Annotated in this window: 29 protein-coding genes and 1 pseudogene; 13 read left to right on the forward strand and 17 right to left on the reverse strand. The window is 64.1% G+C overall.

Annotation, left to right across the window (positions count from 1 at the left end):
- Window positions 1-53: 53 nt before the first annotated feature.
- From J8I87_RS08525 to J8I87_RS08540, 4 genes are read left to right on the forward strand one after another with little or no spacing between them, the layout of a single operon-like run.
- A complete protein-coding gene (locus tag J8I87_RS08525; RefSeq protein ID WP_209930998.1) occupies window positions 54-584 on the forward strand; it encodes a DUF4142 domain-containing protein in 531 nt (176 codons plus the stop codon).
- 5 nt (window positions 585-589) lie between these two features.
- Complete coding sequence (locus J8I87_RS08530; RefSeq protein WP_245253803.1) at window positions 590-922, forward strand: cupredoxin family copper-binding protein; 333 nt, start codon at window positions 590-592, stop codon at window positions 920-922.
- Window positions 923-949: 27 nt separating this feature from the next.
- Window positions 950-1654: an RNA polymerase sigma factor gene (locus tag J8I87_RS08535; protein ID WP_209930999.1), complete on the forward strand. Its 705-nt coding sequence runs from the start codon at window positions 950-952 to the stop codon at window positions 1652-1654.
- A 13-nt stretch (window positions 1655-1667) separates the two neighbouring features.
- Window positions 1668-2021, forward strand: coding sequence for a hypothetical protein (locus J8I87_RS08540; protein WP_209931000.1), 354 nt, complete (start codon window positions 1668-1670; stop codon window positions 2019-2021).
- Window positions 2022-2034: 13 nt separating this feature from the next.
- Here the strand turns inward: J8I87_RS08540 and J8I87_RS08545 are convergent, their stop codons facing one another.
- The 6 genes from J8I87_RS08545 to J8I87_RS08570 form a co-directional block, all read right to left on the reverse strand.
- On the reverse strand, window positions 2035-2241 hold the full coding sequence (locus J8I87_RS08545; RefSeq protein WP_409518733.1) for a hypothetical protein: 207 nt from the start codon (window positions 2239-2241) through the stop codon (window positions 2035-2037).
- Between the two features lie 9 nt (window positions 2242-2250).
- Complete coding sequence (locus J8I87_RS08550) at window positions 2251-2586, reverse strand: ribbon-helix-helix domain-containing protein (protein ID WP_209931001.1); 336 nt, start codon at window positions 2584-2586, stop codon at window positions 2251-2253.
- 115 nt (window positions 2587-2701) lie between these two features.
- Window positions 2702-4285 carry a GMC family oxidoreductase gene (locus tag J8I87_RS08555; protein WP_209931002.1) on the reverse strand — a complete coding sequence of 528 codons (1584 nt, stop codon included), beginning with the start codon at window positions 4283-4285 and terminating at the stop codon, window positions 2702-2704.
- A 17-nt stretch (window positions 4286-4302) separates the two neighbouring features.
- Window positions 4303-4926 carry a tat (twin-arginine translocation) pathway signal sequence gene (locus tag J8I87_RS08560; protein WP_209931003.1) on the reverse strand — a complete coding sequence of 208 codons (624 nt, stop codon included), beginning with the start codon at window positions 4924-4926 and terminating at the stop codon, window positions 4303-4305.
- Between the two features lie 51 nt (window positions 4927-4977).
- Window positions 4978-5376, reverse strand: a complete 399-nt coding sequence (locus J8I87_RS08565; protein WP_209931004.1) for a VOC family protein — start codon at window positions 5374-5376, stop codon at window positions 4978-4980.
- Between the two features lie 293 nt (window positions 5377-5669).
- Entirely contained in the window at window positions 5670-7388 is a 1719-nt protein-coding gene (locus tag J8I87_RS08570) for a SulP family inorganic anion transporter (protein WP_209931005.1), read from the reverse strand.
- A 179-nt stretch (window positions 7389-7567) separates the two neighbouring features.
- Here J8I87_RS08570 and J8I87_RS08575 point away from each other — a divergent pair, with 179 nt between their 5' ends.
- The 5 genes from J8I87_RS08575 to J8I87_RS08595 all read left to right on the forward strand — a co-directional run bounded on the left by J8I87_RS08575 (window position 7568) and on the right by J8I87_RS08595 (window position 12373).
- On the forward strand, window positions 7568-8182 hold the full coding sequence (locus J8I87_RS08575) for a LysE family translocator (RefSeq protein WP_209931006.1): 615 nt from the start codon (window positions 7568-7570) through the stop codon (window positions 8180-8182).
- Between the two features lie 328 nt (window positions 8183-8510).
- Entirely contained in the window at window positions 8511-9158 is a 648-nt protein-coding gene (locus J8I87_RS08580; RefSeq protein WP_209931007.1) for a hypothetical protein, read from the forward strand.
- A 9-nt stretch (window positions 9159-9167) separates the two neighbouring features.
- A complete protein-coding gene (locus tag J8I87_RS08585; protein ID WP_209931008.1) occupies window positions 9168-10352 on the forward strand; it encodes a GGDEF domain-containing protein in 1185 nt (394 codons plus the stop codon).
- Between the two features lie 211 nt (window positions 10353-10563).
- Window positions 10564-12096: a sensor domain-containing diguanylate cyclase gene (locus J8I87_RS08590; RefSeq protein WP_313064290.1), complete on the forward strand. Its 1533-nt coding sequence runs from the start codon at window positions 10564-10566 to the stop codon at window positions 12094-12096.
- A gap of 85 nt (window positions 12097-12181) precedes the next feature.
- Window positions 12182-12373 (forward strand): hypothetical protein, encoded by a 192-nt coding sequence (locus J8I87_RS08595; RefSeq protein WP_209931010.1) that lies wholly within the window; start codon window positions 12182-12184, stop codon window positions 12371-12373.
- Window positions 12374-12418: 45 nt separating this feature from the next.
- Here J8I87_RS08595 and J8I87_RS08600 read toward each other — a convergent pair whose 3' ends face one another.
- Window positions 12419-13837, reverse strand: coding sequence for a PLP-dependent aminotransferase family protein (locus tag J8I87_RS08600; protein WP_209931011.1), 1419 nt, complete (start codon window positions 13835-13837; stop codon window positions 12419-12421).
- Between the two features lie 176 nt (window positions 13838-14013).
- On the opposite strand from J8I87_RS08600, the gene J8I87_RS08605 reads away from it, so the two are divergent.
- Window positions 14014-15342 (forward strand): aspartate aminotransferase family protein, encoded by a 1329-nt coding sequence (locus J8I87_RS08605; protein ID WP_209931012.1) that lies wholly within the window; start codon window positions 14014-14016, stop codon window positions 15340-15342.
- A 65-nt stretch (window positions 15343-15407) separates the two neighbouring features.
- Here J8I87_RS08605 and J8I87_RS08610 read toward each other — a convergent pair whose 3' ends face one another.
- A complete protein-coding gene (locus tag J8I87_RS08610; RefSeq protein WP_209931013.1) occupies window positions 15408-15989 on the reverse strand; it encodes a DUF6496 domain-containing protein in 582 nt (193 codons plus the stop codon).
- A gap of 298 nt (window positions 15990-16287) precedes the next feature.
- Between J8I87_RS08610 and J8I87_RS08615 the strand changes: the two genes are divergently transcribed.
- Complete coding sequence (locus J8I87_RS08615; protein ID WP_209931014.1) at window positions 16288-16539, forward strand: hypothetical protein; 252 nt, start codon at window positions 16288-16290, stop codon at window positions 16537-16539.
- 76 nt (window positions 16540-16615) lie between these two features.
- Here J8I87_RS08615 and J8I87_RS08620 read toward each other — a convergent pair whose 3' ends face one another.
- From J8I87_RS08620 to J8I87_RS08640, 5 genes are all read right to left on the reverse strand, one after another.
- On the reverse strand, window positions 16616-17824 hold the full coding sequence (locus J8I87_RS08620; RefSeq protein ID WP_209931015.1) for an ABC transporter substrate-binding protein: 1209 nt from the start codon (window positions 17822-17824) through the stop codon (window positions 16616-16618).
- A 122-nt stretch (window positions 17825-17946) separates the two neighbouring features.
- Window positions 17947-18660 carry an ABC transporter ATP-binding protein gene (locus J8I87_RS08625; protein WP_209931016.1) on the reverse strand — a complete coding sequence of 238 codons (714 nt, stop codon included), beginning with the start codon at window positions 18658-18660 and terminating at the stop codon, window positions 17947-17949.
- On the reverse strand, window positions 18657-19472 hold the full coding sequence (locus J8I87_RS08630) for an ABC transporter ATP-binding protein (protein WP_209931017.1): 816 nt from the start codon (window positions 19470-19472) through the stop codon (window positions 18657-18659). The genes J8I87_RS08625 and J8I87_RS08630 overlap by 4 nt, the downstream gene beginning before the upstream one ends.
- Window positions 19469-21382, reverse strand: coding sequence for an ABC transporter permease (locus J8I87_RS08635; protein WP_209931018.1), 1914 nt, complete (start codon window positions 21380-21382; stop codon window positions 19469-19471). Before J8I87_RS08635 ends, J8I87_RS08630 begins: the two co-directional genes overlap by 4 nt.
- A gap of 237 nt (window positions 21383-21619) precedes the next feature.
- Window positions 21620-21838: a hemagglutinin repeat-containing protein gene (locus J8I87_RS08640; RefSeq protein ID WP_209931019.1), complete on the reverse strand. Its 219-nt coding sequence runs from the start codon at window positions 21836-21838 to the stop codon at window positions 21620-21622.
- A 17-nt stretch (window positions 21839-21855) separates the two neighbouring features.
- Here J8I87_RS08640 and J8I87_RS08645 point away from each other — a divergent pair, with 17 nt between their 5' ends.
- Window positions 21856-22275, forward strand: coding sequence for a helix-turn-helix domain-containing protein (locus J8I87_RS08645; protein WP_209931020.1), 420 nt, complete (start codon window positions 21856-21858; stop codon window positions 22273-22275).
- A gap of 39 nt (window positions 22276-22314) precedes the next feature.
- Entirely contained in the window at window positions 22315-22611 is a 297-nt protein-coding gene (locus J8I87_RS08650; protein ID WP_209931021.1) for a SymE family type I addiction module toxin, read from the forward strand.
- A gap of 48 nt (window positions 22612-22659) precedes the next feature.
- Here the strand turns inward: J8I87_RS08650 and imm45 are convergent, their stop codons facing one another.
- From imm45 to J8I87_RS44565, 4 genes and pseudogenes are all read right to left on the reverse strand, one after another.
- Window positions 22660-22986 carry an Imm45 family immunity protein gene (imm45, locus tag J8I87_RS08655; protein WP_209931022.1) on the reverse strand — a complete coding sequence of 109 codons (327 nt, stop codon included), beginning with the start codon at window positions 22984-22986 and terminating at the stop codon, window positions 22660-22662.
- Window positions 22983-24401 carry a hypothetical protein gene (locus J8I87_RS45935; RefSeq protein WP_209931023.1) on the reverse strand — a complete coding sequence of 473 codons (1419 nt, stop codon included), beginning with the start codon at window positions 24399-24401 and terminating at the stop codon, window positions 22983-22985. The genes imm45 and J8I87_RS45935 overlap by 4 nt, the downstream gene beginning before the upstream one ends.
- 757 nt (window positions 24402-25158) lie before the next feature.
- Window positions 25159-25509 carry a hypothetical protein gene (locus tag J8I87_RS08665; protein ID WP_209931024.1) on the reverse strand — a complete coding sequence of 117 codons (351 nt, stop codon included), beginning with the start codon at window positions 25507-25509 and terminating at the stop codon, window positions 25159-25161.
- Window positions 25506-26957 (reverse strand): annotated as a pseudogene (locus J8I87_RS44565) (cell surface protein); the annotation flags it as partial. The gene J8I87_RS08665 and the pseudogene J8I87_RS44565, both read right to left, overlap by 4 nt.

The following is a 26957-nucleotide window of genomic DNA, read 5'->3' on the forward strand; positions in this document are numbered from 1 at the left end:
GCCCGCCGTCCGTGAAGACGGGCGGGGCGCACATCACGTCGAGGAGGCTTCAGATGAAATCCGCACGCTGGTTCCTGCTTCCCGCGCTCGCACTCGCAAGCGCTTTCGCCTGGGCCCAGGGCTCTGGCCCGACCGATCCTCAGATTGCCGCCATCGTCGTCGCCGCGAATCAGGCAGATATCGACGCGGGCAAGCTCGCCGAATCGAAAACGCATTCGAAAGACGTGAAAGCGTTCGCACAGCAAATGGTCACGGACCATACGGGCGTCAACAAGGCGGCCGCCGATCTCGTCCACAAGCTCGGCGTCACGCCCGAAGCGAATCCGACCAGCGACAGCCTCAAGCAGGGCGGCGCGGAGAACATCGCTAATCTGAAGCCGCTGCAAGGCGCGAAATTCGACCGCGCCTATATCGATCATGAAGTCACGTACCACCAGACCGTGATCGATGCCCTCGACAAGACGCTGATTCCCAGCGCGCAAAACGCCGAACTGAAGGCGCTGCTCGTGAAGGTCAGGCCCGCGTTCGTCGCGCACCTCGAACACGCGAAGATGGTGCAGTCGTCGCTGCCGCAAGCGCAATGAGGGCAATGAGGGGTGCGCGCGACGCCGCGCTGCGAGCGTGCGCGACGGCGCTATTCGCCGCCGCCGCGCCTGCGTGGGCCGGAACCTATGTCGTGACGATCGAGCAGATGCGCTTCAATCCGCCGACCTTGACCGTGCATCGCGGCGACGAGGTCGTGTGGGTCAACAAGGACCTCGTCGCACATACCGCGAGCACCGACGCAAAGGGCTTCGACTCGCGCAGCATCGCGCCCGACGCTTCATGGCGCTACCACGTGAGCGCGCCTGGCCGCTATACGTACCGTTGCATCTTTCATCCGACGATGCATGGCACACTGATTGTCGAACCGGCACCATGACGACATGACAACGACAGGGACAAGACAATGAACGGCATGACGGCCGACGCGCCCACCACACAAATGTCCGGCGACGACGATGCGGAAATCGTGCGCCGCATCGTGGCGGGCGACCGCGCCGCGTTCGAACTGCTGATGCGACGCCACAACCGGCGTCTCTATCGCCTCGCGCGCGCGACGCTGCGCAACGACGTTGAAGCGGAAGACGCGCTGCAGGACGCGTACCTGAACGCATACCGCGCCATCGGCCAGTTTCGCGGCGATTCGCGGCTTTTCACGTGGCTCTCGCGTCTGGTGCTGAACGAATGCTTCGCGCGGATGCGCCGCGAAGCGCGACGCCGGAACGTGCTGCCGATACTGCACGATTGCCCCGACGACGAGCAGATGTCTTCCATCATGGACACGACGAACGACTACTACAGCGCTCCCGACCAGGCAGCGGCACGCGCGGAACTGCGCGTGCTGCTCGAACGAAAACTCGACGCGCTGCCTTCAGGCTTTCGCACGGTGTTCGTGCTGCGCTCGGTGGAAGAGATGAGCGTCGAGGAAACGGCGCAATGTCTCGCAATTCCAGAAGCGACCGTGCGCAGCCGGCATTTCAGGGCGAAAATGTTATTGCGCGAAGCGCTTGCCGACGAAGTCGAGCAGTTGGGAACGGAGATCTTCGAATTCGGCGGCGCGCGTTGCGACCGCATCGTCGCAACGGTGCTGGCGCGTTTGCGCGACACATAGCGGGAGAGACGTCATGGCGCGAAGAATCAGCTTGCTCGTCTATATCGCCGTTGCCGGTTTCACTGCCAGCGCGGCAGCGCAGACACCGCACATCCGGATCGAATCGGGCACGTATGGCGCGAATTGCGGCGCGCGCGAAGGCAACGTCACGCGCGATCTCGCATCGCGATGCAACGATCGCGAAACCTGCCGCTACATCGTGAAAGCGAAGCTCGACCGCACGCAGCGCGCGTCGTGCGCGGCGGACTTCAGCGCCGAATGGTCGTGTGGCAGCCGCGAATTTCATCGCGCGATGCTCAGCGCCGGGGCGGGCAACGGCAGCACGCTGGTGCTGACCTGCGTGCCTTCCACGGGCGCCGGCAAATAACCTGAGCGTCGAATCAAAGATCCAGCGTTGCACCGGTCTCGTTGTGGGCGCGCACATTCAGTTCGTGATGCAATATCGCGATCATCGGCGTGATACCGATGCCGGCTGAGATCAACACGGCGGGGCGCGTGCTCGCGGCGTCGTAGACGAATGCGCCGCGCGGCGCCATCGCTTCGATTTCCATGCCCGCCACGAGATGATCGTGCAGCCAGTTCGACACCACGACGCGTCAAACCGTCTTCAGCACACGGGGCTTCGGTTCGGGTGCATGGGCAGGCCCGCTGGCTAACTCGCTTTTGCCCGCCACGATCGACAGATATCGCAGACAGCACACGCGCAGGAACGACGCGAAATTGCTCGGCACTTCGCCGCGCAACGTGATGAGCTCGTCATATAGCTTGACGGCGAATTGCGTGGTGGTCATGTTCTCGCGTGACGCGATTTCATGCAGCACGTCCCAGAACAGATTCTCGAGCCGCACCGTCGTGATGACGCCATGGATGCGCAGCGAACGCGTGCGCGATTCATAGAGAATCGGGTCCGCGTTGACGTACACGTTGCACATGATTCGTCTCCTTTGTGGACACGAGGCGACGCTCCTCGCGACCCGGGCCCATGCAAGTTGCCCGCTTTCGTCAGATGAGTGCGGCACCTGTCCGGGTGCCGCACCCGCGCCCCGATCAGATAGTGCGCCTGTTCATCTGCGTCGCGATGTAGTCCGCCTGACGGATCGCGAGCGTCACGATGGTCAGCGTCGGGTTCTCCGCCGCGCCTGTCGTGAACTGGCTGCCATCGGAGATGAACAGATTCGCGACGTCATGCGTCTGGCCGAAACGGTTGCACACGCCGTCCTGCGGCTTCGCGCTCATGCGCGCGGTGCCGAGGTTGTGCGTCGACGGATACGGCGGCACGTGGTACACGGTCTTCGCGCCCGCCGCCTGATACACGGCGCCGCCCTGCCTGAAGGCGTGCTCGCGCATCGCTTCGTCGTTCGGATGATCGTCGAAGTGCACATTGGGCACGGGCAAGCCGTACTGGTCCTTGACATCCGTGTTCAGCGTGACGCGGTTCGTCTCGCGCGGCATGTCTTCGCCGACGATCCACATGCCCGCCGTGTACTGGTATGAGTCCATCGCCTGCGTGAAGTCCGGGCCCCATGCGCCTGGATTGAGAAACGCCGCGTAAAACGGCAGCCCGAGCGACAGTGTCTCCAGGTGATAGCCGCCCGCGAATCCGCGCGACGTGTCGAAGCGCGCTTCGTCTTCGATGATGCCCGCCATCGTCGTGCCCTTGTACATGTCGACCTTGTCGTTGAACACGGCGTAGACGGAACCCGTCGTGTGGCGCATGTAGTTGCGCCCGACCTGCCCCGACGAATTGGCGAGGCCGTCGGGGAAGCGGCTCGAATGCGAGTTCAGCAAGAGGCGCGGCGTTTCGATCGCATTGCCCGCCACCGCGACGATGCGCGCTTTCTGCCGTTGCAGCTTGCCGTCGGCGTCGTAATAGACGACGGCGCTCGCCTTGCCCTTCGAGTCCGTTTCGATCTTCACGACTTGCGCCTGCGTGCGCAGTTCCATGTGGCCCGTGGCCTGCGCGCGCGGAATCTCGGTGTACAGCGTCGACCATTTCGCGCCCGTGCGGCAGCCCTGGAAGCAGAAGCCGCGCTGGAAACAATGCGCGCGGTCGTCGCGCACGATGCTGTTGGTCGCCATGTGCCCCGTGTTGCATTGCTTGTAGCCGACCTTGGTCGCGCCGTTGTACATCACCTTGAAGTTGTTGTTGCCGGGCAAGCCGGGCAAACCGTTCGTGCGCGTCACGCCCATCTTCTTTTCGGCGCGGTCGTACCACGGGGCCATTTCCTCGCTCGTCACGGGCCAGTCGAGCAGGTTCGCATCGCTGATCGCGCCGTAATGCGTTTTCGCCTTGAATTCATATGGCTGAAAGCGCAGGCTCGCGCCCGCCCAGTGCGTCGTCGTGCCGCCTACCGTCTTGCAGATCCACGCGGGCAGATTCGGAAAGTCGGTGGCGATGCGCCATGTGCCCGATGTCGTGCGCTTGTCGAGCCACGAAAGCATCGAGAACGAGCCCCACTCGTCGGTCGTGAAATCGCCTTGTGTATGCATCTTGCCCGCTTCGAGCACGATCACGTCGACGCCCTTCTGCGCGAGCTCGTTGGCGAGCGTGCCGCCGCCCGCGCCGGAGCCGATGATGACTACCGCATGCGCATCGTTGTGCGAAAAGTGCACCTTGTTGTTGTCGTCCATGTCAGGTCTCCCGTTGCTCAGCTGTCGGTCGGAATCGGGCCGCTCGCGGCGGCAGGCGGATTCGGCAGCCAGGCGAGATCGTTGAAGCCCTTGTTCAGATAGCCGCCGTCGCCTTGCGCCGCGCCATAGCCGAAGTGCGCGTACGCCATGTCGTTGCTGTACAGCGAGACGATGGCCGTCGTGCGCACGGTCTTGAAGAACGGCGTCTTCTCCATCGCGGCGACGTCGCGCGCCTGATCGGCGGGAGAACGTTTGGTCCAGTCCGAACCGTTGATCGCATCGAGTTGCTTCACGCCATCAGCGAGCTGCTGACGCACGGCCGGGTCTTTCTGGGCCTTCGCATCGAGATCCTTGACGACGAGGGCATACACGGCATCATCGAGCGTCTTGTGCGGATACTGCTGCTTCACGAATGCAAGCAGCACTGCACCCTGATGCGTATCGAGCGCCTGCATTTCGAGCGCCCATACGCGGCTCGGCGCAAGCGTCGCGAGTATCGACGGGAACGCGAGCGTGCCGATCAGCACCCCGGTGCCCTTCAGCCACTCTCGCCGGCTGAGCGCGTGCGTCCCATGCGGCGCGTGAGCGCCGGCAGACGTTGCGGCAGGCTCCGCTTCGATTGGAATCACTCTGCGATTCATGCCTGTCTCCTTGGTGGTTGCGTTGTGGGGCACGGCGTCTTGCGCGGCTTTCTATTGATAGTGCCCGTGCCGTTCGAGCACTTCGATCTTGTAGCCGTCCGGATCCTGAATGAAGAAGTAACGCGCGAGCAGCGCGCCGTCGTCGTTGTGAAACTCGCGGACGTCGTTGGGTGTCATGCCGAGTTGAATGAGGCGCTCACGCTCCCGCGCCACGTCATCGACGACGAACGCGACGTGGCCGTAACCGTCGCCATGCGAGTAGGCGTTCTCGCGGCCCTTGTTCCAGGTGAGTTCGATTTCGTTGTCCGACTCGCTGTTGCGCAGATAGACGAGTGAGAAGTCGGGGAAGTCGAGCCGATGCGAAGGCTCGAACCCGAAGGCGCTTTGATAGAAGTTCAGCGAGCGGTCCAGATCCTGAATGCGGATCATCGTGTGTATCAGCTTGGCCATGTCGTCACCCCTCCTTCGATCTTGAGTGTAGGAGTGCGTTTTGCGCGGTGGTAATGCTGGGCTAAATGCGCTTAGGGACTTGCCCTATGTTGCGCATGCGTATGCGTGGCGGGGATGGGGCGGCGCCAGGGGCGCGGCGATGAGGCGATGCGCCGTCCGGCAAATGAAGTGCGGCGCAGCATGCGCGCATCGGCCGGGCAGCCTTTGAAGGGAGATCCAGGGTAAGCGATAGGCTCATGTGCGCGTTGAGGCTCATGACGGCCGTGACGGCCGCAGCGCGCGATCATGTTCGTCTACACCGTGCCCACCTCATGCGGCGGCGGGGTCACGCCCGCAGCCGCAACCGCCTCGTGCAGCGTGTCGTAGACGTTCGACGCGCCGATCGCCTGCGTGATCCCGTGCCGGTCCATGTCGGATCGCAGATAGGGGTTCACACGGCCGAAGATGACGGTGAGGTTGCGTTCGTGCAGGTCCGCGATCAGGTCGCTCAACGTGCGCGCCGCCGAATAGTCGAGCGCCGTGATCGCGCCCGCATCGACGATGAAGGCGCGCAGTTCGCCCGACGCCGCGTCGATCAGCTTGATCACTTCCGACGTGAAGAAGTGATCGTTGGCGAAGAACAGATCGGCGCCGAAGCGGTACACGATGAGGCCCGGCGCCGTCATGATCCCAGGGCTCGCGGGAACGGGCAGCCACTTTCCGTTCGCTGGCGAGGGCTCCAGCACCATCGTATGCGGATGGTAGCTGTGCCGCACATGCCGCAGCAGCGACAACGCGACGGCGAGCAGGATGCCGTGCTCGACGCCCAGCATCACGACTGCAGCCGCCGTGACGAGCGCCAGCGTGAACTCGCCGGGGCTTTCGCTGCGGATCGCCGCGAGGCTCGGCACATTGATCAGGCCGACGGCGATCGTGAACACGATTCCGGCCAGTACGCAATGCGGCAGATACTGGAGATACGAGCTCAGAAACAGCAGCACCACCATCACGACGGCTGCAAACGCGAGTTGCCCGATCTGGCTGCGCGTGCCCGCGCGTTCGGCCATCGCTGTCTGCGTCGGGCTGCCGTTGACCACGAACGTGCCGCTGAAGGCCGCCGTCGCATTGGCCGCCGCGAGCCCGAGGATGTCGGCATTGGTATCGATTTCTTCGTGATACTGCTGCGCGAACACGCGCGCGGCGGCGGCGCTTTGCGCGATGATCATCACGAAGCACGACGCCGCCACCGGGACGAGATCGAGAAACTGCTGCCACGTAACAGCCGGAAAGGCCAGCGGCGGCAAACCGCCACTGACGGGACCGAGCACCGCAATGCCGTGCGCGGCGAAATCGAATGCCTTGCTTGCCGCGATGCTGCCCACCACGGCGATGAGCGGCATCGGCAAGCGCGGCCAAAATCCCTTGCAGATGAGAATGGCGCCCACCACCAGCACCGTGAGCGCAAGGGTCGGCAGATGGGCCTGCGCGCCATGACCGATCACATACAACAGTTGCGCGAGACTTCGCGACGAAGGATACGGCACGGTCATGCCGAACATGTCGCCGAGCATTGCGATCGACACCTGCAAGCCCACGCCCGTCAGAAAGCCGACCAGCACCGTGCGTGACAGGAAATCGGCGAGAAAGCCGAGCCTGAAGATGCGCGCGAGCAGCAGCAGCGCCGCCGTCAGCAACGCGACCATGCCTGCCAGCGCAACGTATTCGGCGCTTCCCATCGGCGCGATGGTCGACGCGCGGCTCGCGAAGATCGTCGCGGTGGCCGAATCGGCGGCGACGACGAGATGCCGCGACGCACCGAAGAACGCAAACGCGACGAGCGGCAGGAAGACGGTATAAAGGCCCGTCACGGCGGGCATGCCAGCGATGCGCGCATAACCCAGCACCTGCGGTATATCCATCGACGCAAGTGAAATGCCGGAGAACACGTCCCGCCATGCCGTCGCCCGGTCGATCGGGAGGATGCCCTTTAGAAGGCTCAGTCGCGCGGAGGGCTTTTCTTTCGGGGTGTGCATGCTGATCAGGGGCTTTGAAGAATTATCTGCGCATCGTGCCCTGAATGATCGAGCGATGGCAAGACGTTCCGAACGCGCGTTTCCGTACCGGAAATCATCTATGAATCTGTATAGGTACTGTACCGGCGCAGATCGATACACTGTCGCAAATCGGATCAATTGACTTTGCGGAGCCGTCCATGTCATTCGACACGTTGAGCGCCCTGCCCGCCGGCATCCTGTTCGCGCTCGTCACGACCATCACCCCCGGACCGAACAACACGATGCTGCTCGCGTCGGGCGTCAATTTCGGTTTTCGCCGCACGCTGCCGCATATTCTCGGCATCAGCGCGGGTGTCGCGTTGCTGATGCTGTCGGTCGGGTTCGGTCTGGGCGAGGCGTTCCGCCGCTTCGAGGTGCTGTACACGGTGCTCGAAGTGCTGAGCGTCGCGTATCTGCTGTATCTCGCATGGAAAATCGGCACGTCGGGCGCCATGCAGGTGAAAAAAGGCGAGCGCCGGCCAATGCGTTTTCACGAAGCAATCGCGTTCCAGTGGGTCAACCCGAAGGCCTGGATGATGGTGCTGACGGCCGCGACGACCATTCACCTGAGCGCCGACTTCGGCACCAACGCGCTGCTGATGGCCGTGCTGTTCTACGTGATCGGCCTGCCGTGCATCTGCCTGTGGGCGGCTTTCGGCACGGCGATGCGGCGCGCGCTGTCGAAGCCAGTCTGGCTGCGCACCTTCAATATCGCAATGGCGTTGATGCTCGTCGCGACGCTTTACCCCGTCGTCTTGCGGCTTTTCGCGTGATGGCCAGGGCCGCCCGTTCGCGCGGCCCACTGCACTTTTTTTCTTCTGATGCGTCGGTTTTTATCCAACGGTCATCCAACTGTCGCGCACTTCGAATGTCTGCTTCCTCGCAGATCCGTCCGGCGTTTTGCCATTAGAATAGCCGTTACTCCTCATCAGCGCGGCCCGCGCTGTTCGCGCCGATCGATGCAGTCGAATCGGCAACCGCCGGGCTCGCGAATTGCTTTGAGCCCAAAGGTTATCTGCGAGGCAGATCACACCGGCAGCGTGGCGCGCGCCGGTTCTCGTCATTGACGAACGCAGACCGCAAGGGTCGGAGGCGTTGCACATGGACGCACAGGAATCGCCGGACCGCGCGCGCGGCCGCCGGCTACAACACGACGACAGCGCGTTTGCGCCCGACAGCGACGATCAGCAAGCACGTCATTACAACTGGGTGCAGGTCTGCCTGATTTCCGCGATGGGTCTGGCCGTCGGCGTAATGGGGACTGCGGCCTACATCATCTGGTTCAGCCGCGATCAACAGGCGTACGCCGACGCGATGCAAGCGGCGCGACGACCGCCGCCCAATTTCATCATGTCGCGATCCGCTGCCGATCTCGCCGTCCCCGCGCATGCAGCCGTGCCCACGAGCGCCGTCACGGGCCGCGTGACCCCCGCCCTGCCGTCGTCGCAAAGGCGAGGCCTCGCCGCAAATGCCGCGCTCGATTCGGACCAGTCGTCCGACGACGATGCCGCCATCGCCGATGCGTCGGACGACCCGCCGCATAACGCGCGTCCCGCGGCGTCGGGCGCGGCCAACAACAGCGTTCGCGCCGATCGAAGCAAACAGGCAGCCGCGAGCCGGCATCCGCCACAACGGGCGAAACCGAAGGAAACGCTGGCGTCCCGCCTCACCGCGATGTTCCGCAAAATCGGCTTTCACCGCCGCGGCCGTGAACCAGGCAGCAATCCTGATCCGTACTCGCATCCCTGATCCGTCGGCGTGAAGCGAAACGTCGCGCCGGACCGCCGTCTTCGCCCGCAATGGCGGCCGCAGCCCATCGCGGTCGGCGTCGTCGCGCTGATATGCCTCGTGATCGGGCTGCTATACGTCGCGGTACAGGTCAAGGCGCTCTTCTCCGATCATTTTCAGTTGCAGTACGCATCGCTCGTGCTGGAGGCGGCCGAGCGCGCCGAGGGCGCGCGCAACGCCGCAAGCCTGTCCACGCAGCTCGCGCCGAATCGGCCCGCGAAGCCTGCTGATCAGCCTTCCATCCCGCCCTCGAAGCAATCTTCGAATCGCCCGCCGAATCGTCAATCGAACGCGCCGCCCGGCGCGAACGGCGCGAACGGCGAGGTCCAGCGCGCGCTGACCGATCTGCAGACGCATATCGTCGAACTCGACAGACTCCTCGGATCGAGTCCGATCCCGGCGCAGCGCGTGCCGCAGTCGGATGCCACGACGCAAAGTACCCGGAGCCTCTATGATCTGAAGCATGCGCTCGCCGCCATCGCGGACGACTGGCGCGAACGCCGCGACGCGATCAGCGCCGATGTCCACCGGCGGACGATGCGCATCGCGAGCGTACTCGCGGTGCTGACCGTCGTCGTGGTCGGCGCACTGCTGGCGGCGCTCGTCGTGTTCGCGCGGCGGCACCGGCGTCTTGCCGGTCTTACGCATCAGTTTCGCCACGCCGCTCAGCACGACGCGATGACCGGCTTGCCGAACCGCCAGCAACTGCTCGCGCAGCTCGACCGGATCGCAGCAGAGCGCGAGCAACGGACATGCGCGGTGCTGTATATCGACCTCGATGGCTTCAAGCAGGTCAACGACACGTGGGGCCATGCCATCGGCGACGATTTTCTGATCGCGGTCGCGCAACGCTTCCGCCAGTCGCTGCGTCCCGGCGATCTGGTCGCCCGCATGGGCGGCGACGAGTTCGCCGCGCTCGTCTCCGGTTTCCGCGGCGACGCGGAACTCACGGGCATCGCCACGCGGCTGATGAACTGCGTCGGCGACACCGACGCCCACATGGGACTCGGCCTCGTACGCGCGAGCGTCGGCATCGCGACATTCCCGGACCGGGTGCCCGATCACCGGCTGCTCGTCGCCGCCGCCGACGGCGCGATGTACGAAGTCAAACGCAGTGGCAAGAACGGTTACGCGTTCGCCGCCCGCTCCATTTGACCGGCGTCGCTCCGGCACTAAAATTCGGCTTTCGTATGATCTATTCGCATTCCTTCAGTACGACTGTACTGTTCCTTCCGAATCTGGAAATTGCGGTCAACTTTCGCGCAGCGCTGCCGTTATAACGGACCAGCAAGGTGACGGGCGCCGCAGCGTCGTTCCGTCGTTCATGAACGGTAGAAAGACGTGCCCAGGCGTCAGTCATCAGCCAGTGAAGAAAACAGCGCCCGCATCGGGGTCGCCCATCGGCGGACTTCCGGCCTTCCTCAAGCGCATGTGGCCGTCCGGCTTCGACCGTGGCCGCTTGCCTCATCGCGCGTTCATTTTGCTGCCCGCGCTGACCGTGCTGATCCTCGCCGTGCTCTGGGTCACGATCCTGATGCGGCTGCGCGTCGAGAGCGCGGCCGCGATGCACGACGCGCGCGTCGCGGCCCGCACGGTCGCCAGCGCGCTCGACACGCACACGCTGAAAACGATCCACGACGTCGATACGATCGCGCTGCTCGTCAAATACGGATACGAAAGCTCGCCAGAGACCTTCGACCTGAAGAAATACCAGGCGTACGGCCTCATTACGGCTGACACCGCGCTCCAGGTCACGCTGGCGGGCGCCGACGGCCACGTGATCGCGTCGACGATTCCCTTCACGGGCGCGGTCGATCTGAGCGATCGCCAGCATTTCCGCGTGCATCGCGAGCGCGCCGACGTCGGCCTCTTCATCAGCCAGCCGCTCATCGGACGGATCTCGCGGCAATGGTCGATTCAGGCGACGCGGCGCATCAACCGTGCCGACGGCAGCTTCGGCGGCGCGGTGATCGTGTCGGAAGATCCTGCATGGCTCACCGGCGGCTTCTACACGAGCGCGGCGCTCGGCGAGCACGGCATGATCGCGGTGCTGTCCCGCCACGGCTACATGCTGTCGCGCCGCGCGGGCGATATGCACAGCCGCGCGGGCGGCGCATTGCCCACCGCCTATGTCGGCCCGCTCCCGACCGACGATGTGTTCGTCGATCCCATCGACCACGTGGAGCGCATCGTCGCGACCCGCGAGGTCAAACGGTATGGACTCACGGTCATGGCGGGCCTGTCGGTCGCAGAGGCGCTCGACGACTACTACAAAATGCGCCGCGTCTACGTGACGATGGCGGCCGTCGTCACCGTGATTCTCGTCGGGCTGTCCACGTGGATCGGCGCGCTGATCCGCAAGCTGCTGAAGGGCAAGGAAGAACTGCGGCGGCTCGCGCACATCGACCGGCTGACGGGCCTGTCCAATCGCGGCTGCATCATGGATCTGCTCGAAGAAGCCGTCGCCGCGGCGGATGCCGCCGGCCGCGTCGGCGTGATCTTCGTCGACCTGAACCGCTTCAAGGAACTCAACGATACGTTCGGACACCATCTGGGCGACGCGATTCTCGCCGAGATCGCGCGCCGCCTGAAGGACGTGACGCAGGGCCGCGCGCAAGTTGGACGGCTGGGCGGCGACGAGTTTCTGGTCGTGATCGACGACGAGGCCGCATCGACGTCCGCGCCGGCGATCGCCGCCGACATCACGGCGGCGCTCGAAGCGCCCGTCAGCGTGCACGGCAACGATTACCGCGTCTGCGCGAGCCTCGGCGTGGCGGTGCTGCAGTCAGGCGAGCGCGCCGCCGATCTGGTGAGAACGGCGGACCTGATGATGTACGGCGCTAAGGAGCGCAGCCGCACGAGCCGGGCGGCATCGGCATCGAACGCGCTCGTCGCGTGACACCGGACCCGATCGCATTGCCGCCGACGCGCGATTGCGGGGCAACCGGCTCAAGCTTTTCAACAGGCTGTCGATAGCGCAAGGTATGGAAAAGAAACTCGCACAACGGATTGTCAGTTCCGCGCACCGCGCGGCCGAAGCGATTGCCAATGCGCGCGCTGACCTGTCCGAGCTCGAGCAGGATCAGCTGTATAGCCGCGTGTTTATCGGACTGCTCGAAGACAACGTCGGCGCGCAGAATATCGGCGAACTGATCGACGCGCTCGCGAAGCCGTAAGCCTCGCTTCGCGCCCGTGCATGATCCGTCGTCATCGGCTGGACATCAAATCCCGGACCCGCGCCCTACCCGTTCGATGAAGCGCCACAACGCGTCGTCGGTCGAATGCGGGACGTTGAAGCGAAACCACGCGCTCGGCGCATCGTCGGGACGGAAATACGAGCCGGGCGCGAGCCAGATGCCGTCGGCCAGCGCCGCCGTCGCAATCTCGCCCGCGCGCTCGGCCTCGACGGGCAAACGCGCGAGCAGGAACAGCCCCGCGCGCGGCCGGTGAAATGCCTCCAGGCCCAGCGCGTCCAGCCGCTCTTCGACGACGGCATGGGCGGCGCGCAGGCGCTCGTTGACCTGCTCGACATGGCGCGCGTAGCGCCCCTCGTTCATCACCTTGTCGACGATCCGCTCGATCGCCTCGGACGACGTCAAGCCCACCGCCATCTTCGTGCGCGCCAGTTCGCGCAGCACGTCACGCTCGGCGACGATGTAGCCGCAGCGCAGCGCAGGCGTCACCGTCTTCGAAAAGCCGCTGATGTACAGCACGCGCCGCAAGCCTTCCATCGCCGCGAAAATCGGCGCGCCCGGCGGCGCGAGCTCGCGGCTGACGTCGTCCTCGATCACCCACATGCGGTTGCGCTCGGCGATCTGCAGCAGCCGGTACGCGGACGCCATGCCGTACGTTGCGCCCGTCGGATTCTGCAGCGTCGTGTTGACGAAAATCGCCTTCGGACGATGCTCGTCGACGATCTTTTCGAGCACGTCGGTATCGACGCCCGCCGGTGTGCGCGGCACGCCGATCACGGTGAGCCCCGCGAGCTTGAGGATTTGCAGCAGATTGCAATAGCCGGGATCTTCGACCACCACGGCATCGCCCGCGCGCAGCAGCGTGCGCACGATCAGGTCGAGCGCCTGTGTCGCGCCCTGCGTGAGCAGCACGTTCGACACCTCGACGGGCAGGCCGCGCCGGTCCATCTGCTCCGCGATCTTCGCGCGCAGCGGCGCAAAGCCGTACGGATGCCCATAGTCGCCGAGGCGCGCGGCAGGCACGCGGCTCATCGCGCGAAACGCGTGCTGCATGCCTGTCTCGTTGATCCACTCGTTCGGCAGCCAGCCGCCGCCCGCCTTGATCGGCACGGAATGATCGGCGAACACGTCGGACAGCAGCCAGGTCGCCGTCAGGCTGGGCGGCTGCCAGTCGACGACGTTCGCCTGCGCGTTGCGCGAGGTCGGCGCGACGCGGTAGCCCGAGCCTCGCCGCGCGATCACGAGCCCCATCGACACGAGCCGGTTGTACGCCTCCGTCACCGTGAACGTGCTCAACGAATGCGACTGCGCGAGCTGCCGCACCGACGGCAACAGCGCGCCCGCGCGCAGCGTCTGCGCGTCGATCGCGTGCGCGAAGCCCTGCACGACCTGCTCGACGAGCGTCGGCGCGCAACGGCGGTCACGGTCCAGTTCGAGTTCGATCATCTTCGGTATCCAGGCGGGTACGGACGGAAGCGGTGGCTCGCGCTGTCGGCTGCGGCCAAAGACCAACACAGTCCAGCCGATTCGGCCAGCACAGTTAGCAGCGCAGTGAGTCAACTGTTTATGTCCGCCATTTAACCTCGGACGCTACAGTTTCGCTACCCATTGGAGGAGAAACCATGACTTCGCGCCCTGTCATCGACGATCTGTCGAACTTCTGGATGCCGTTCACCGCCAACCGCCAGTTCAAGGCCGCGCCGCGCCTGCTGGAATCGGCGAAAGGCATGTACTACCGCTCGACCGACGGGCGCGACGTGCTCGACGCGTGCGCGGGCCTGTGGTGCGTGAACGCGGGCCACGGCCGTGACGAGATCGTCGCCGCCGTGCAAAAGCAGGCCGCGACGCTCGACTTCGCGCCGACGTTCCAGATGGGCCATCCGCTCGCGTTCGAGGCGGCGTCGAAGGTCGCTGAACTGATGCCCGAAGGGCTGGACCGCGTGTTCTTCACGAACTCGGGTTCCGAATCCGTCGACACCGCGCTGAAGATCGCGCTCGCCTACCACCGCGCGCGCGGCGAAGGCCAGCGCACGCGCCTGATCGGCCGCGAGCGCGGCTATCACGGCGTCGGGTTCGGCGGCATTTCAGTGGGCGGCATCGCGCCGAACCGCAAGACGTTCTCGGGCGCGCTGCTGCCGTCCGTCGATCATCTGCCGCACACGCACGACCTCGAACACAATGCGTTCTCGAAGGGCCAGCCGGCCTGGGGCGCGCATCTCGCCGACGAACTGGAGCGCATCGTCGCGCTGCATGACGCGTCGACGATCGCCGCCGTGATCGTCGAACCCGTCGCGGGCTCGACGGGCGTGCTGATTCCGCCGCAAGGCTACTTGCAGAAGCTGCGCGACATCTGCACGAAGCACGGCATCCTGCTGATCTTCGACGAGGTGATTACGGGCTTCGGCCGCCTCGGCGCCGCGACGGCCAGCGAATACTTCGGCGTGAAGCCCGATCTGCTGACGATGGCCAAGGCGATCAACAATGCAGCCGTGCCGCTGGGCGCCGTCGCCGCGAGCCGCACCGTCCACGACACGATCATCAACAGCGGCGCGCAAGGCGCAATCGAACTGTTCCACGGCTACACGTATTCGGCGCACCCGCTCGCGGCCGCCGCATGCGTCGCAGCGCTCGACCTGTATCGCCGCGAAGGCCTGTTCGAGCGGGCGGCGTCGCTGGCACCGAAGTTCGAGGCGGCCGCGCACGCGCTGCGCGACGCGAAGCACGTCAAGGACGTCCGCAATCTCGGGATGGTCGCGGGCATCGAACTGGCGCCGCGCGACGGCGCGCCGGGCGCGCGCGCTTACGAGGCGTTCGTCAAATGCTTCGAAGCGGGCGTGCTGATCCGCTTCACGGGCGACATTCTGGCGTTCTCGCCGCCCCTCATCATCGACGAAGCGCAGATCGATCACATCTTCCAGACGGTCCGCAACGCGCTCGCGTCCATCCAGTAAGCGTTCCGCGTTGTGCCGCCGCGCTCGTCGTCAAGACGGGCGCAGCGGCGCTGCCCCACCTTTGCCTAATGATGCGCACGCGCGGCCCGCGTCTGCGCAGCCTTCTTCGCCGCTGCCGAGCGGCCCGCCGCGCCCTTGGTGGCAGCCGCCTTCTTTGCCGAGGCCGAGCGGCTTGCCGCCGGACGGCGCGCGGCCGCCGACTTCGTCTGCTTCGACAACGCTTCCTTCGATGCGCCGCGCCCACTTTCGCGCTTCAGCACGGCCTCGCTGACTTGCGAGCGCTTCGCCGTCGATTCGCTGCTCGGGCGGCGTGCCGCCGTCTTCGCGCCCGTGGTCTTTGCAACGGCCTTGCGGGCCGCTGTCCGTTTCGCGGCAGGCGACTTCTGCTTGCCCGCTGCCGTATCGGCGGCCGCCTTCTTGCGCGTGGCTTCGCTCGTCGTCCCTGCCTTTGGCTGCTTCAACGCGACGCCCGCGCGCCGCGCCTTCGACAAACCAATCGCAATCGCCTGCTTCGCCGATTTGACGCCGTGCTTGCCTTCGCGCACGTGGTCGATTTCTTCCTTCACGAACTCGCCGGCCTGAGTGCTCGGCGACTTGCCGGCGCGCTTGTCCGCGGCGGCACGCTTGAGGGTTGCTTTTTCAGGCATGTCAGTGCTCCCGTATGTGACCGTTGGCTTCATTAGCACAGCAACGGATGTGCCTCACCCGTCTTTCAACGGTACGCCGCGTGGAAGTCGGGCGGCTTCCGGGCGTTCCGTCCCGCTGCCGGTCGGGAGCATGCGTAAATCCGCGCTGCCTTGCAGTATCGACACATGCAACGCCGGGCGCCCGCGAATCACGCCCGCAGCCGCCATTCGATGCACAACGAAGGCTGCGCGATGCGCGCATAGCGTCTATGGTTTACGACAAGGGCCCGCACGACGAATCCGGCCCGGGAGACGCCTCATGAATACATCTACAGTCAGGGCAGGCACGCATATCGAAGGCATTCACTGGGTGGCGGAGTACGCGGAGACGATGCACGAGATCCGCATCTTCCGCGAAGGACAAGAGGTGGATGTCCACGACGCGCCATCGACGCTTTTCGGCGACGAAGAGAACGCCGGTTCAAAAAGCTGCGCCGATCATCGCGCGGCGGAAGCGGCCGTGCTCGCGTATCTGCGGCACTTCGTAGCCGAGCACGACGCGGAGGAATGACGCGGCGCGCAGCAAAAAAGGCCAGTCACGCAAGCTGCGCGGCTGGCCTCGATGCGCGTGCGCTCGACACGTGGAATCAGTCGGCGGGACGCAGCTTCTTCACTTCCGCATCCGACGGCTGCACGCTCGCGCCGTCGATATATCGATACGACGTCATCACACCCTTGCCGTCCTTCAGCGCCGTCACGCCGACGAACGCGCCCATCGTCGACTGGTTGTCCTGCGGGCGATACGTGATCGGCCCGAACGGCGTATCGACATTCAAGCCCTTGAACGCAGCCGCGAGTTTGTCGGGGTCGGTCGAACCGGCCTTTTTGATGCCGTTCGCGATCGACATCAGCGCCGTGTAGCCGACCACCGAGCCGAGGCGCGGATAGTCGTGATACTTCGCCTCGTAGTCCGCGACGAACTTTTTGTTTGCGGCCGTATCGATGGAGTACCACGGGTAGCCCGTCACGATCCAGCCGACGGGCGCTTCCGCGCCGAGGGGATCGAGATAATCCGGCTCGCCCGTCAGCAGCGAGACGACGCTGCGATCCTTGAAGAGCCCGCGCGTATTGCCTTCGCGGACGAACTTGCCGAGGTCCGCGCTGAACAGCACATTGAAGATCGCGTCGGGCTTCGCGTCGGCGAGCGCCTGCACGGTCGCGCCGGCGTCGAGGTTGCCGAGCGGCGTCGCCTGCTCGGTGACGAACTCGACGTCGGGCTGCGCGGCCTTCAACAGTTTCTTGAACGTCGCGGCCGCCGACTGGCCGTACTCATAGTTCGGATAGACGAGCGCCCAGCGCTTTTTCTTCAGCTTTGCTGCTTCGGGGACGAGCATCGCGACCTGCATGTAGGTCGAAGGACGCAGCCGGTACGTGTACTTGTTGCCGTCGGCCCAGACGATCTTGTCGGTGAGCGGCTCGGCGGCGAGGAAGAACATGTGCTTCTGCTTCGCGAAGTCGGTCAGCGCCAGGCCCGTGTTCGACAGATAGCCGCCGAACAGCAGTTGCACCTGCTCGCGCGCGATCAGTTCCTGCGCGACGCGAATGGTGTCGCCGGGGTTCGCGTTATCGTCGCGCGACACGACTTCGAGCTTCTTGCCGAGCACGCCGCCCGCCGCGTTCACCTGGTCGAGCGCGAGATTCCAGCCGTTCTTGTACGGCATGAGGAACGCGGGCTGCGCCTTGTAGCTGTTGATCTCGCCGATCTTGATCGTCTGCTGCGCGGATGCGCCGAGCGCCGTCAGCGATAGCGTCAGTGACACGGTCATGCGGGAAATCCAGGCTGAGCGCGAGATCATGCGTAACTCCGTTTTGTTGTCGGTTGAATGGTGCGGCAGCGCTGGCCGCCAGACGCTGCATCGTACCGGAGTTTAGCCGCCGCGCCCGGCAGCGCGCCGCCGCGAAACTTCGCGGCCAACCATCAAACGCTCAGATACGCGCGCCGGACGGCATCGTCCTGCGCCAGTTCGGCCATCGTGCCGCTGAAGCGGATTTGCCCTTTTTCGAGCACATAGGCGCGATCGCTGACCAGTTCGGCGAAATGCAGATTCTGCTCGGACAGCAAAATCGACAGCCCTTCGCGCTTGAGCTCGACGATCATGTTCGCCATCTGCTCGACGATCACGGGCGCGACACCCTCGGACGGCTCGTCGAGCAGGACCAGGTACGGGTTGCCCATCAGCGTGCGCGACACCGTGAGCATCTGCTGCTCGCCGCCGCTCATCTGGCCGCCGGGACGCTCCGGCATTTCGCCGAGGTTCGGAAAGAGCTTGAAGAGCTTGCCGGGTGTCCAGCAAGGCGCGCCCTCGCGCATCGGCTGGCGGCCTGTGTCGAGGTTCTCCATCACCGTCAGCGCCGAAAACACGCGGCGGTCTTCCGGCACGTAGCCGAGTCCCATGCGCGCGATCCTGTGCGGCGGCAGCGCGGAAATATCGGCGCCGTTGAAATGGACCGTGCCGTCGCGGCGTGGCAGCAGGCCCATGACGGCCTTCATCGTCGTCGATTTGCCCGCGCCGTTGCGGCCCATCAGCGCGACGACTTCGCCGCGCCCCACTTCGAGACTCACGTCGAACAGGATATGCGCGCGCCCGTAGTACGCGTTCAGCCGCTCGATTTTCAGCATCGGTGCGTTCATGCGCGCGGCCCCGCAGGGGTTTCGCCGCCGTCCCGCCCGTACATCGATAGCGCCGCGCGCGGCTGGAACGTCTTGCCCGTGCCGAAGTACACGGCTTGCACGTTGGCGTCGTTGCGGATCGTGTCCGCGTCGCCTTGCGCGATCAGCTTGCCGCGTGCGAGCACGATCACCCGGTTGGCGTATGAGAACACCACGTCCATGCTGTGCTCGGTGAACAGCACCCCCATCTTGCGCTCGACGACGAGACGCTTGGTCAGCGCCATCAGCTCGTTGCGCTCGCGCGGCGCCATGCCCGCGGTCGGTTCATCCATCAGCAGCAGCTTTGGACGGTTGGCGAGCGCGATCGCCATTTCGACGCGCTTCACGTCGCCATACGCGAGCACGCTGCACGCGCGCCGCGCGTGCGCGGCCATGCCGACCTGATCGAGCAGCGACAGCGCTTCATCCGTGAAGCACGACGCGGCCGGCTTCCACAAACCGTATAGACGCTTCTCACGCGACACGAGCGCCATTTGCACGTTTTCCAGCACCGTCATCGAATTGAAGGTCGCCGCGACCTGGAACGTGCGGCCCACGCCGCGCCGCCAGATATCGCGCGGCCGCATGCCGACGAGTTCCTGCCCGTCGAGCAGGACCGAGCCGCGCGACGGCCGCAATTGTCCATTGAGGATATTGAAGCACGTCGATTTGCCCGCGCCGTTCGGGCCGATCAGCGCGAGCAGTTCGCCGGGCTTCACGTCGAATGACACGTCGTCGACGGCTTTCACGCCGCCGAACGACATCGACAGGTTCGCGACGCGCAAGAGGCTCATCGTCCGCCTCCTGCCGTTTGCGTGGTCTCGCTCGCATCGTCGCGCCCGAAGCGCTCGCGCACGAAGCCGACGATGCCCTGCGGAAATGCCATCACCATCAGCAGGATCGCGACGCCGAGCAGCGCCTGCCAGTAGTCGGTCTGACGCGCGACGGCGTCCTGCAGCCACGTGAAAAGCGCCGCGCCCGCGACGGGTCCCGTCAACGTCTGAACGCCGCCGAGCAGGACCATCACGAGGCCATCGACGGAACGGCTGACGCTGATCACTTCCGGCGAAATCGTGCCTTTCGAAAACGCGTACAGCGAACCGGCGAGCCCGCAGAACAGCGACGCGATCACGAATGCCGCCCATTGCACGCGCTGCGTGTCGATGCCGATGGCTTCAGCGCGCAACGCCGAATCGCGTGACGCGCGCATCGCGTATCCCAGCGGCGAGAACAGCATGCGCCGCAAAAGCCACACGCCCAGCACCGCGCACGCGAGCGTCATGTAGTAGTACGCGACGGGCGACGACAGCCAGTTCGACGGCCACAAGCCAAGAATACCGTTGCTGCCGCCCGTCACGTCGTCCCACTGATACACCACCGACCACACGATCTGCGCAAACGCGAGCGTGAGCATCGCCAGATACACGCCCGACAGGCGCACGCAGAACCAGCCGAACACCAGCGCGCCGAGCACGGCGAGCAACGGCCCGAGGAAGAGCGCCGCTTCCATCGGCAGATCGAGCACTTTCAGAAAGAGCGCCGCGCCGTATGCGCCGAGGCCGAAATACGCGGCATGACCGAACGAGTGCATGCCGCCCGGTCCCATGATGAAGTGCAGGCTCGCGGCGAACAGCACGGCGATCAGAATTTCGACGAGCAACACGGGCATGTACGGAAACGCGCTGGCCGCGAGAGGTGCGAGAACGAGCATGGCGAGCACGCACGCGGCGAGCCATTTGACGCGTTTGCCGGCCGGCTTCAATGGCGGTTCGGCTGCGCCTGCCGTGCGAAGCGCGGGCGTCGCGCGCCCCAGCAGACCCCAGGGCCGCACGACGAGCACGACGGCCATCACGACGAATTCCGCGACGAGCGTGAAGCGGCTCAGCGACAAGTCGATGCCGAACAGCGACACATGGCCGATGCCGATGCACAGCGCCTTGATCTCCGCGATCAGCAGCGCCGCGATGAACGCGCCCGGAATCGAGCCCATCCCGCCGACCACGACGACGACGAACGCATTGCCGATCGTCTCGAGATCGAGCGACAGATTCGCGGACATGCGCGGCCCCTGCAACGCGCCGCCCAGCCCCGCGAGAAACGCGCCGACGAAGAACACGCCGGTGAACAGCCACGCCTGGTTGATGCCGAGCGCGCCGAGCATCTCGCGGTCCTGCGTCGCCGCGCGCACGAGCGTGCCCCAGCGCGTTCGCGTCAGTGCGGACCAGAGGAGCAGAAGCACGAGCGGGCCGATGACGATCAACGCGATGTCATAGGTCGGCAGCTGGTGGCCGAGCAGTTCGACGGCGCCTGCAAGGTGCGGCGCGCGCGGACCGAACAGGTCCTGCGGCCCCCAGATCGCGAGTGCGGCGTCGCGCAAGATCAGCACGAGGGCGAAGGTCGCGAGCAGGTGGAACAACTCGGGCGCCTGATAGATGCGCCTTAGCACGACGAATTCGACGAGCGCGCCCAACATGCCGATCACGAGCGCCGACGCGAGCATCGCCAGCCAGAAGCCTGCCGTGCTCGCACCGAAGCGGCTCGCGATGCTGTAGGCGACGTAGATGCCCAGCATGTAGAACGAGCCGTGCGCAAAATTGACGATGCGCGTGACGCCGAAGATCAGCGACAGCCCCGCTGCGACGAGGAAGAGCGCGGAGGCGTCCGCGAGTCCGTTGACAAGTTGGACCAGCAGGTTCGGGAGCATGGTTGCCTGGTGGCGGGATTTTTTGCGATGGGCAGCATCATATAGGTTTTGGCTGGTTTTGCTTTGCGGGCATCTGCGATGGGGTTCGCTTTTGCTCTTGCGCGGGCGTTCGCGATGGGGTTTGTTTTGCCGCTATCGCTGGCATCCGCGATGCGCCTCGCGGCGCGGGCGTTGCCCCTGTGCGGGGCATTTAACAGCACCATAAACAACAAACCCGGCTCGAAGGCCAGTTCGTTGTTATTCCCTATTTGGCGGCGCTGCGTTTTCTTCTCTCGATAGCGCTTTACATACCGCTTCCTGCCAGTCTTGCCACGCCCCAGGGTCGGCAGGGCCGTGCACGCTCCGGATAGCCAGGTTGCCGCGCACATCGGCCGTCACCTGTTTTGCGTTGACCTGCGAACCCGTGATGTTCGTATCACCGCCGCTGATGATCGTCGCGCTGCTGGCCGCGTTCACATGCGAGGCGTTCTGGAATGGCTTACGTTCAACTCTTCCGTCTGCCCATGAGCTTCCCCGAACGCCTGAGCGCTTACCGGAAGGAATGCGGCCTGACGCAGCAACAGATGGCCGACAAGATCGGCATGCATGTATCGCAGTACAAGCGGTACGAGGCTGGAACGTCGCAGCCGACCATTGAGGTCTTCCGACGCATCGCCCTTGCATTGAGTGTGAGCGCAGATACGTTGCTTTTTGAGGAGAGTGAGCGTGGCCCGGACGAACGGCTCAAGCTTCAGTTCGAAGCCGTCTCCCGGCTTGATCCGAAGGAGCGTGAAGCCATTGAAACCGTGATCGCCAGCGTCTTGCATATGCACGACGCCAAGCGATGGGCGCAGCTTGCAGCCGCACCAGCTACACCGGCGCCAACGCAGGGCACCGGCAAGCGAAGCCGCTAAAGAAGGGGGACGCAGTAACGTAAACGAAGCGCGGGCCGCATGGGCGGCAACCCATACGACCCGCTGACCACCACCAGTTCACACGGAGAACTGATCATGGCTGACGCCAATCTTAAACCACGTTCACCACGCCAGCGAACACATGCATGTGTCACGCTGCGCGATTCGCCCGACTACGGTCCAGCGCAGCACGCGCGCCCATCCGCGCCATTCATGCCCTGGATGCAGATCGCCGATGTCTGGCTCAGACAGGCCGGTTTCACGCCTGGCCAGCGCATGCGTATTACTTTCGATTGCCGCAATGCGTCTCTCACCATCACGCCTGATTTCGGTTAGGCATACCACAAACAGCAAACCCGGCAAGTGCCGGGTTTGCTGTTTGTACTATGTAATTTCCTGTGCCTCCAAGGGATCGCGAACCACGACCTCGTTCACATCGCCTCCTGGCCAGATCCACTTCTGCCAGTTATCAATAAGCCATTTTGTTGATAGCTGGTATGAAGCCGCCTCTTCAGGAAACACAACGTAGCAGTTTATTCCCGCTTTATAACCACTGATCGCCATCAATCCGAGTCGCCCAGATTTATCCGGTGCCTCGCAGACCATCATTACCACATGATCCTCGAATGGCTGACCCGCAGCGAACCGGAGTAAAGCACCTCGCTTTACCTCCGCTTCCGCGTAATCAACAAGTTTTGTCCAGTTCATCATTTCAATTTCAGATCGTGTCGCCCAGATGCATCCGCCGGTTTCGTCGGCTGAAGTCCCATCATGCTGACCTCACCCATATGTTCGCCAGTTTTCGCATTGACTTGCTCGAATCGGCCGTGCTGCGTGTCAACTGCATATAGGGTGCCATCGTCGGCGCGATATACATCACGGCCATTAATACGGCTAAGCTGAGAGTCCTTTTGCCAACCATTATCAACTGCCACTGTTTGCGCAGTCTGCTTGACTTGCGCGACCCGCTCACCTGGTGGAAGGTTAACCAGAGACTTTTCGAATGCCTGTGCATCTGCTGTAAGTTCCGCCGCGGTCCCTTTGCCGATCCCTCTTGTTGCCAGAGCAAATTCGACACCTTCACCAATTTGATCCCCGGGCGTATAAGGCAGCTTCAGTCCATTCGCCGAGATATATCCCGGATCACCAGGCGAAGCAAACGGCCCGCCATTCGGGATATTGGCAACCATCTCGCCAAGGCTGACCAGACCATTCCACGCGCCAGCCGCTGCGTTCTTGACAGTATCTACAGCTGTATTCGCCGTGCTGCCCTGGCCGTCACCGTTACCCGTGCTCCGGTTGTAGAGATCGGCATTACTGGCCGAGAACGCACCGGTCGTCCCGCCGATCAGGAACCCGCCCGCGCCTGCAACGACGTTAGCCAGCACGTGACCCGCCGTCTGCGCCGCGTCACCACCACCCAGCGCATTACGCGTGCCGTTGGCCAGCCGGTTCAGGTCGCCCGCAGCCCACGCCGCGACACCCGCACCCGCTGCGCCCTGTGCCGCGCTGCCGATACTGCCACCACCCAGTCCCGCCACCAGCGCACCGCCCGCAACATGCAGCGCAATCCGGTTCGTCCCACCCTCATCCCATGAATCCGCCTGCGCCTGGTACTGCGCAGCAAGGTCGGTATTACCTGCCGCCTTTGCTGCGTCGGCCTGACCCTGTGCCGCCTTCTGCTTGTCATTCGCATATGCGGCAATCCCCTGCGCCACCACCTGACCCGCCGCCTGTGCCGCCTGCATAGTGTCGGCCTGCTGCGAGAGCATGTCGTTCACGTCCGGCGTCTTTGATACCGTGCCGTTCGTGTCCGTCGTGTCGCGGCTCAGGCTGGCAATGTCCTGCGTCTGATGCGCGCCGTCCGTGACGTTGATCGTGCCCGCGCTGATCGCACTGCGCGTGGTCGCGTTCTGGTCGCCGCTCTCGTTCTGGGCCATCGGCATCCCGCCGCCCGAGCCGCTCACCGAACCCGTCCCCGTCGCCTTGCCCGTATTACCGACTCCCACCCCCGCACTGATCCCCGCACTGTTGGCGCTGTAATGCGAGCGGTTTTCGATGTCGCTGTACGTCAGCGTGCCCGTCGTCAGGCTGTTCTTTTCCGCATCCACGGTGCTGGATATCACCCGCGCCCTTCAGACCCGTATTGCCCTTAATACGCATCCCCGACACACTCGCCGTTCTCGAACCCACCCAACCCCTGACGGGGCAAGGCTTGCCGAAGCGGTTTTCCCTGACGCGCACCTGTACCTGCAATTTTTTGCCCCGACGCGGGTTTTGCCCTGAAGGCGCGAGTCTGCCAGAGGAGGCACCTGCTTCATCTGGATTTACATCGCATGCCGAACCTTCAGGCCACCAGGTTTGCCGGCGGAACAGGGCCGTCGTGTCCCACGGCTCCATGACCTCGCAAGCCTTCGCGTACCGCTCCGGAGCCGAACCCGTCAAGGCCGCGCAACGCGCGCCGAAGGGCAGCCTTGACGGCGGGCGGTGTGCCACGCTCGGACATGCGGTGCAAGACGACTCGGCGGCTCGCGCGGGCCATGGGCGTTACCAGCACCCACGGCCCGCTGACCACCACCAACTCGACCAAGGAGTTGATATGGCTGATGCCAATCTTAATGCATTGCACGCTCATCCCGAGCGACACGCCACCGTCCAGCAACTCATGCGCTGGCGGCCCTCACCCAAACCCGGCAGGGACTGGCGTACACCCGCGTTCTTTCCGTGGCTTCGCATCGCCGGTATGTGGCTTGAATAGGCCGGCTTCGAGCCCGGCCAGCGCGTCAGGGTCGAGGTCCAGTACGGCCGCCTCGTTATCACGCCAGACTGAACAACGCCATAAACAACAAATCCAGCTTGATGGCTGGGTTTGTTGTTTGCGCCTTAACTACTTTTGATCAGCTCGACTCCGACCTTTAATCGTTGTCGAACATCACGCGAATGCCGCTTCTTCTGGTAAGCATCAAGGGCCACTATTTTTAACGAAGGCGAATTGCTCTCCGCGCCTATCACTCGCGGAATCTCAATTTCTGCGACCTCTGTTGAGCTAACCAGAACCCAATAGATATCTTCACCCTGTTCCGGTATCCAGTTCATTACAAATGCACGTTTCAACTCCGGGAAGAAACGGCGCAGAGCAAGCCCCAAAGCATCGTTACTAACAAGTAGGCTTGCCGAGCTTTGAAGCAAATGCTGCCGAATTGCTTCCACTGCCATCTGTCTACCTACACTCATTTCAGTTTCCCTGGAAACGCTGTTACGAGATTCCCATACTTATCTGTAAGAACAGTCAGAACAGATGTGGGCTGCCCGTTACTGTATTTGTCGGTCCCAATAGTTTTACCTACGTCGATCTCTCGCACGTATCTAATACCGTCTGCACTCGGTATCTCCCGCGTAATCGGAGTTGATATCGTGTTCGGATCTTGCAACAAACTGCGAAGATCACCTTCACCAATCGAGAACTGGCTCGCGTTCACGCTCGGATCAAGGTGACGATCATTTATATGTTCCATGCCGTCGTTCGTCACGTTAATGCGCGATTGAGCGCGGCCGGGAACCGAACTGCTGCCATCGTTTGCTGACTGCCGATCGTTGCCGGCGCTATTCCCGCTATTGAACGTCGCATTACCGGCCCCATACCCCGCCACCGAACTGCCAGATGATATCCCGGCACCCGCTGCCTGGCCCACCGCCGAATCCACCAGCACAGCCCCCGGACTCGCCGCAGGTGGCTTGCCCCCTCCCATGCCCACAACCGCATTCAGACCGTTGGCGATACCCATCAGGAACAATTCGCCCAGCGAAGGCCGTTTGCTCCCGGTTTCCCCCATCGCCTGCGCAATCTGCTCATCCGCATATGCGCCCGACTTGTCGTTCCACTGGTTATACAGGTTCACGTTCGACGCCGTCGCCGCGCCCGCCGTCCCCCCTACCAGGCCGCCCCCCAGCGTTGCCACCACGTTGGCCACCACCTTGCCAACTATCTCCGAACCTGTCTCGCCTGCCACCGAGTTCGCTATCGCCCGGCTCTGACCCGCAAGGTACGACGTCAGCCCCGCGCCTAACGCCCCGCCCGCTGCCGTAAAGACACTGCCGCCGCCCAGTCCGCCGATCAGGCCACCGCCCGCCATATGCAGTGCGATCCGGTTGGAACCGTCGTCGGCCCACGACTGCGCCTCGCTCCAGTAGCCCTGCGCCGCCTGCGTGTCGCCGCGGTCCTTTGCTGCCTTCGCGTTCTCTATGGCCGTATCGCGCTTGCTGTCCGCATACGCCCCAATCCCCTGCGCCACCACCTGACCCGCCGCCTGTGCCGCCTGCATCGTGTCGGCCTGCTGCGAGAGCATGTCGTTCACGTCCGGCGTCTTTGATACCGTGCCGTTCGTGTCCGTCGTGTCGCGGCTCAGGCTGGCAATGTCCTGCGTCTGATGCGCGCCGTCCGTGACGTTGATCGTGCCCGCGCTCACCGCAGTGCGCGTCGTCGCACTCTGGTCGCCGTTTTCGTTCTGCGAAATCATCGGCGAGATACCACCTGCATTGCTCACCGAACCCGGCCCGACCGACTTGCCAGTGTTCTGCATGCCGACGCCCGCACTGATCCCGTTGCTGTTCGCGCTGTAATGCGAGTGGTTTTCGATGTCGCTGTACGTCAGTGTGCCGGTCGACAGGCTGTTCTTCGACGA

It is taken from the genome of Paraburkholderia sp. LEh10, from assembly GCF_017814945.1.
In the GTDB taxonomy this organism is placed as follows: domain Bacteria; phylum Pseudomonadota; class Gammaproteobacteria; order Burkholderiales; family Burkholderiaceae; genus Paraburkholderia.

What these genes read in the sequence shown, in the direction of transcription:
- J8I87_RS08620 (WP_209931015.1), bottom strand. Translation starts at nt 17,824, where the DNA reads ATGATCTCGCGCTCAGCCTGGATTTCCCGCATGACCGTGTCACTGACG.
- J8I87_RS08550 (WP_209931001.1), bottom strand. Translation starts at nt 2,586, where the DNA reads ATGTGCAACGTGTACGTCAACGCGGACCCGATTCTCTATGAATCGCGC.
- J8I87_RS08575 (WP_209931006.1), top strand. Translation starts at nt 7,568, where the DNA reads ATGTCATTCGACACGTTGAGCGCCCTGCCCGCCGGCATCCTGTTCGCG.
- J8I87_RS08535 (WP_209930999.1), top strand. Translation starts at nt 950, where the DNA reads ATGAACGGCATGACGGCCGACGCGCCCACCACACAAATGTCCGGCGAC.
- J8I87_RS08600 (WP_209931011.1), bottom strand. Translation starts at nt 13,837, where the DNA reads ATGATCGAACTCGAACTGGACCGTGACCGCCGTTGCGCGCCGACGCTC.
- J8I87_RS08525 (WP_209930998.1), top strand. Translation starts at nt 54, where the DNA reads ATGAAATCCGCACGCTGGTTCCTGCTTCCCGCGCTCGCACTCGCAAGC.
- J8I87_RS08625 (WP_209931016.1), bottom strand. Translation starts at nt 18,660, where the DNA reads ATGAACGCACCGATGCTGAAAATCGAGCGGCTGAACGCGTACTACGGG.
- J8I87_RS08555 (WP_209931002.1), bottom strand. Translation starts at nt 4,285, where the DNA reads ATGGACGACAACAACAAGGTGCACTTTTCGCACAACGATGCGCATGCG.
- J8I87_RS08645 (WP_209931020.1), top strand. Translation starts at nt 21,856, where the DNA reads ATGGCTTACGTTCAACTCTTCCGTCTGCCCATGAGCTTCCCCGAACGC.
- J8I87_RS08665 (WP_209931024.1), bottom strand. Translation starts at nt 25,509, where the DNA reads ATGAGTGTAGGTAGACAGATGGCAGTGGAAGCAATTCGGCAGCATTTG.
- imm45 (WP_209931022.1), bottom strand. Translation starts at nt 22,986, where the DNA reads ATGATGAACTGGACAAAACTTGTTGATTACGCGGAAGCGGAGGTAAAG.
- J8I87_RS08630 (WP_209931017.1), bottom strand. Translation starts at nt 19,472, where the DNA reads ATGAGCCTCTTGCGCGTCGCGAACCTGTCGATGTCGTTCGGCGGCGTG.
- J8I87_RS08605 (WP_209931012.1), top strand. Translation starts at nt 14,014, where the DNA reads ATGACTTCGCGCCCTGTCATCGACGATCTGTCGAACTTCTGGATGCCG.
- J8I87_RS08635 (WP_209931018.1), bottom strand. Translation starts at nt 21,382, where the DNA reads ATGCTCCCGAACCTGCTGGTCCAACTTGTCAACGGACTCGCGGACGCC.
- J8I87_RS08530 (WP_245253803.1), top strand. Translation starts at nt 590, where the DNA reads ATGAGGGGTGCGCGCGACGCCGCGCTGCGAGCGTGCGCGACGGCGCTA.
- J8I87_RS08560 (WP_209931003.1), bottom strand. Translation starts at nt 4,926, where the DNA reads ATGAATCGCAGAGTGATTCCAATCGAAGCGGAGCCTGCCGCAACGTCT.
- J8I87_RS08595 (WP_209931010.1), top strand. Translation starts at nt 12,182, where the DNA reads ATGGAAAAGAAACTCGCACAACGGATTGTCAGTTCCGCGCACCGCGCG.
- J8I87_RS08580 (WP_209931007.1), top strand. Translation starts at nt 8,511, where the DNA reads ATGGACGCACAGGAATCGCCGGACCGCGCGCGCGGCCGCCGGCTACAA.
- J8I87_RS08615 (WP_209931014.1), top strand. Translation starts at nt 16,288, where the DNA reads ATGAATACATCTACAGTCAGGGCAGGCACGCATATCGAAGGCATTCAC.
- J8I87_RS08565 (WP_209931004.1), bottom strand. Translation starts at nt 5,376, where the DNA reads ATGGCCAAGCTGATACACACGATGATCCGCATTCAGGATCTGGACCGC.
- J8I87_RS08570 (WP_209931005.1), bottom strand. Translation starts at nt 7,388, where the DNA reads ATGCACACCCCGAAAGAAAAGCCCTCCGCGCGACTGAGCCTTCTAAAG.
- J8I87_RS08540 (WP_209931000.1), top strand. Translation starts at nt 1,668, where the DNA reads ATGGCGCGAAGAATCAGCTTGCTCGTCTATATCGCCGTTGCCGGTTTC.
- J8I87_RS08610 (WP_209931013.1), bottom strand. Translation starts at nt 15,989, where the DNA reads ATGCCTGAAAAAGCAACCCTCAAGCGTGCCGCCGCGGACAAGCGCGCC.
- J8I87_RS08650 (WP_209931021.1), top strand. Translation starts at nt 22,315, where the DNA reads ATGGGCGGCAACCCATACGACCCGCTGACCACCACCAGTTCACACGGA.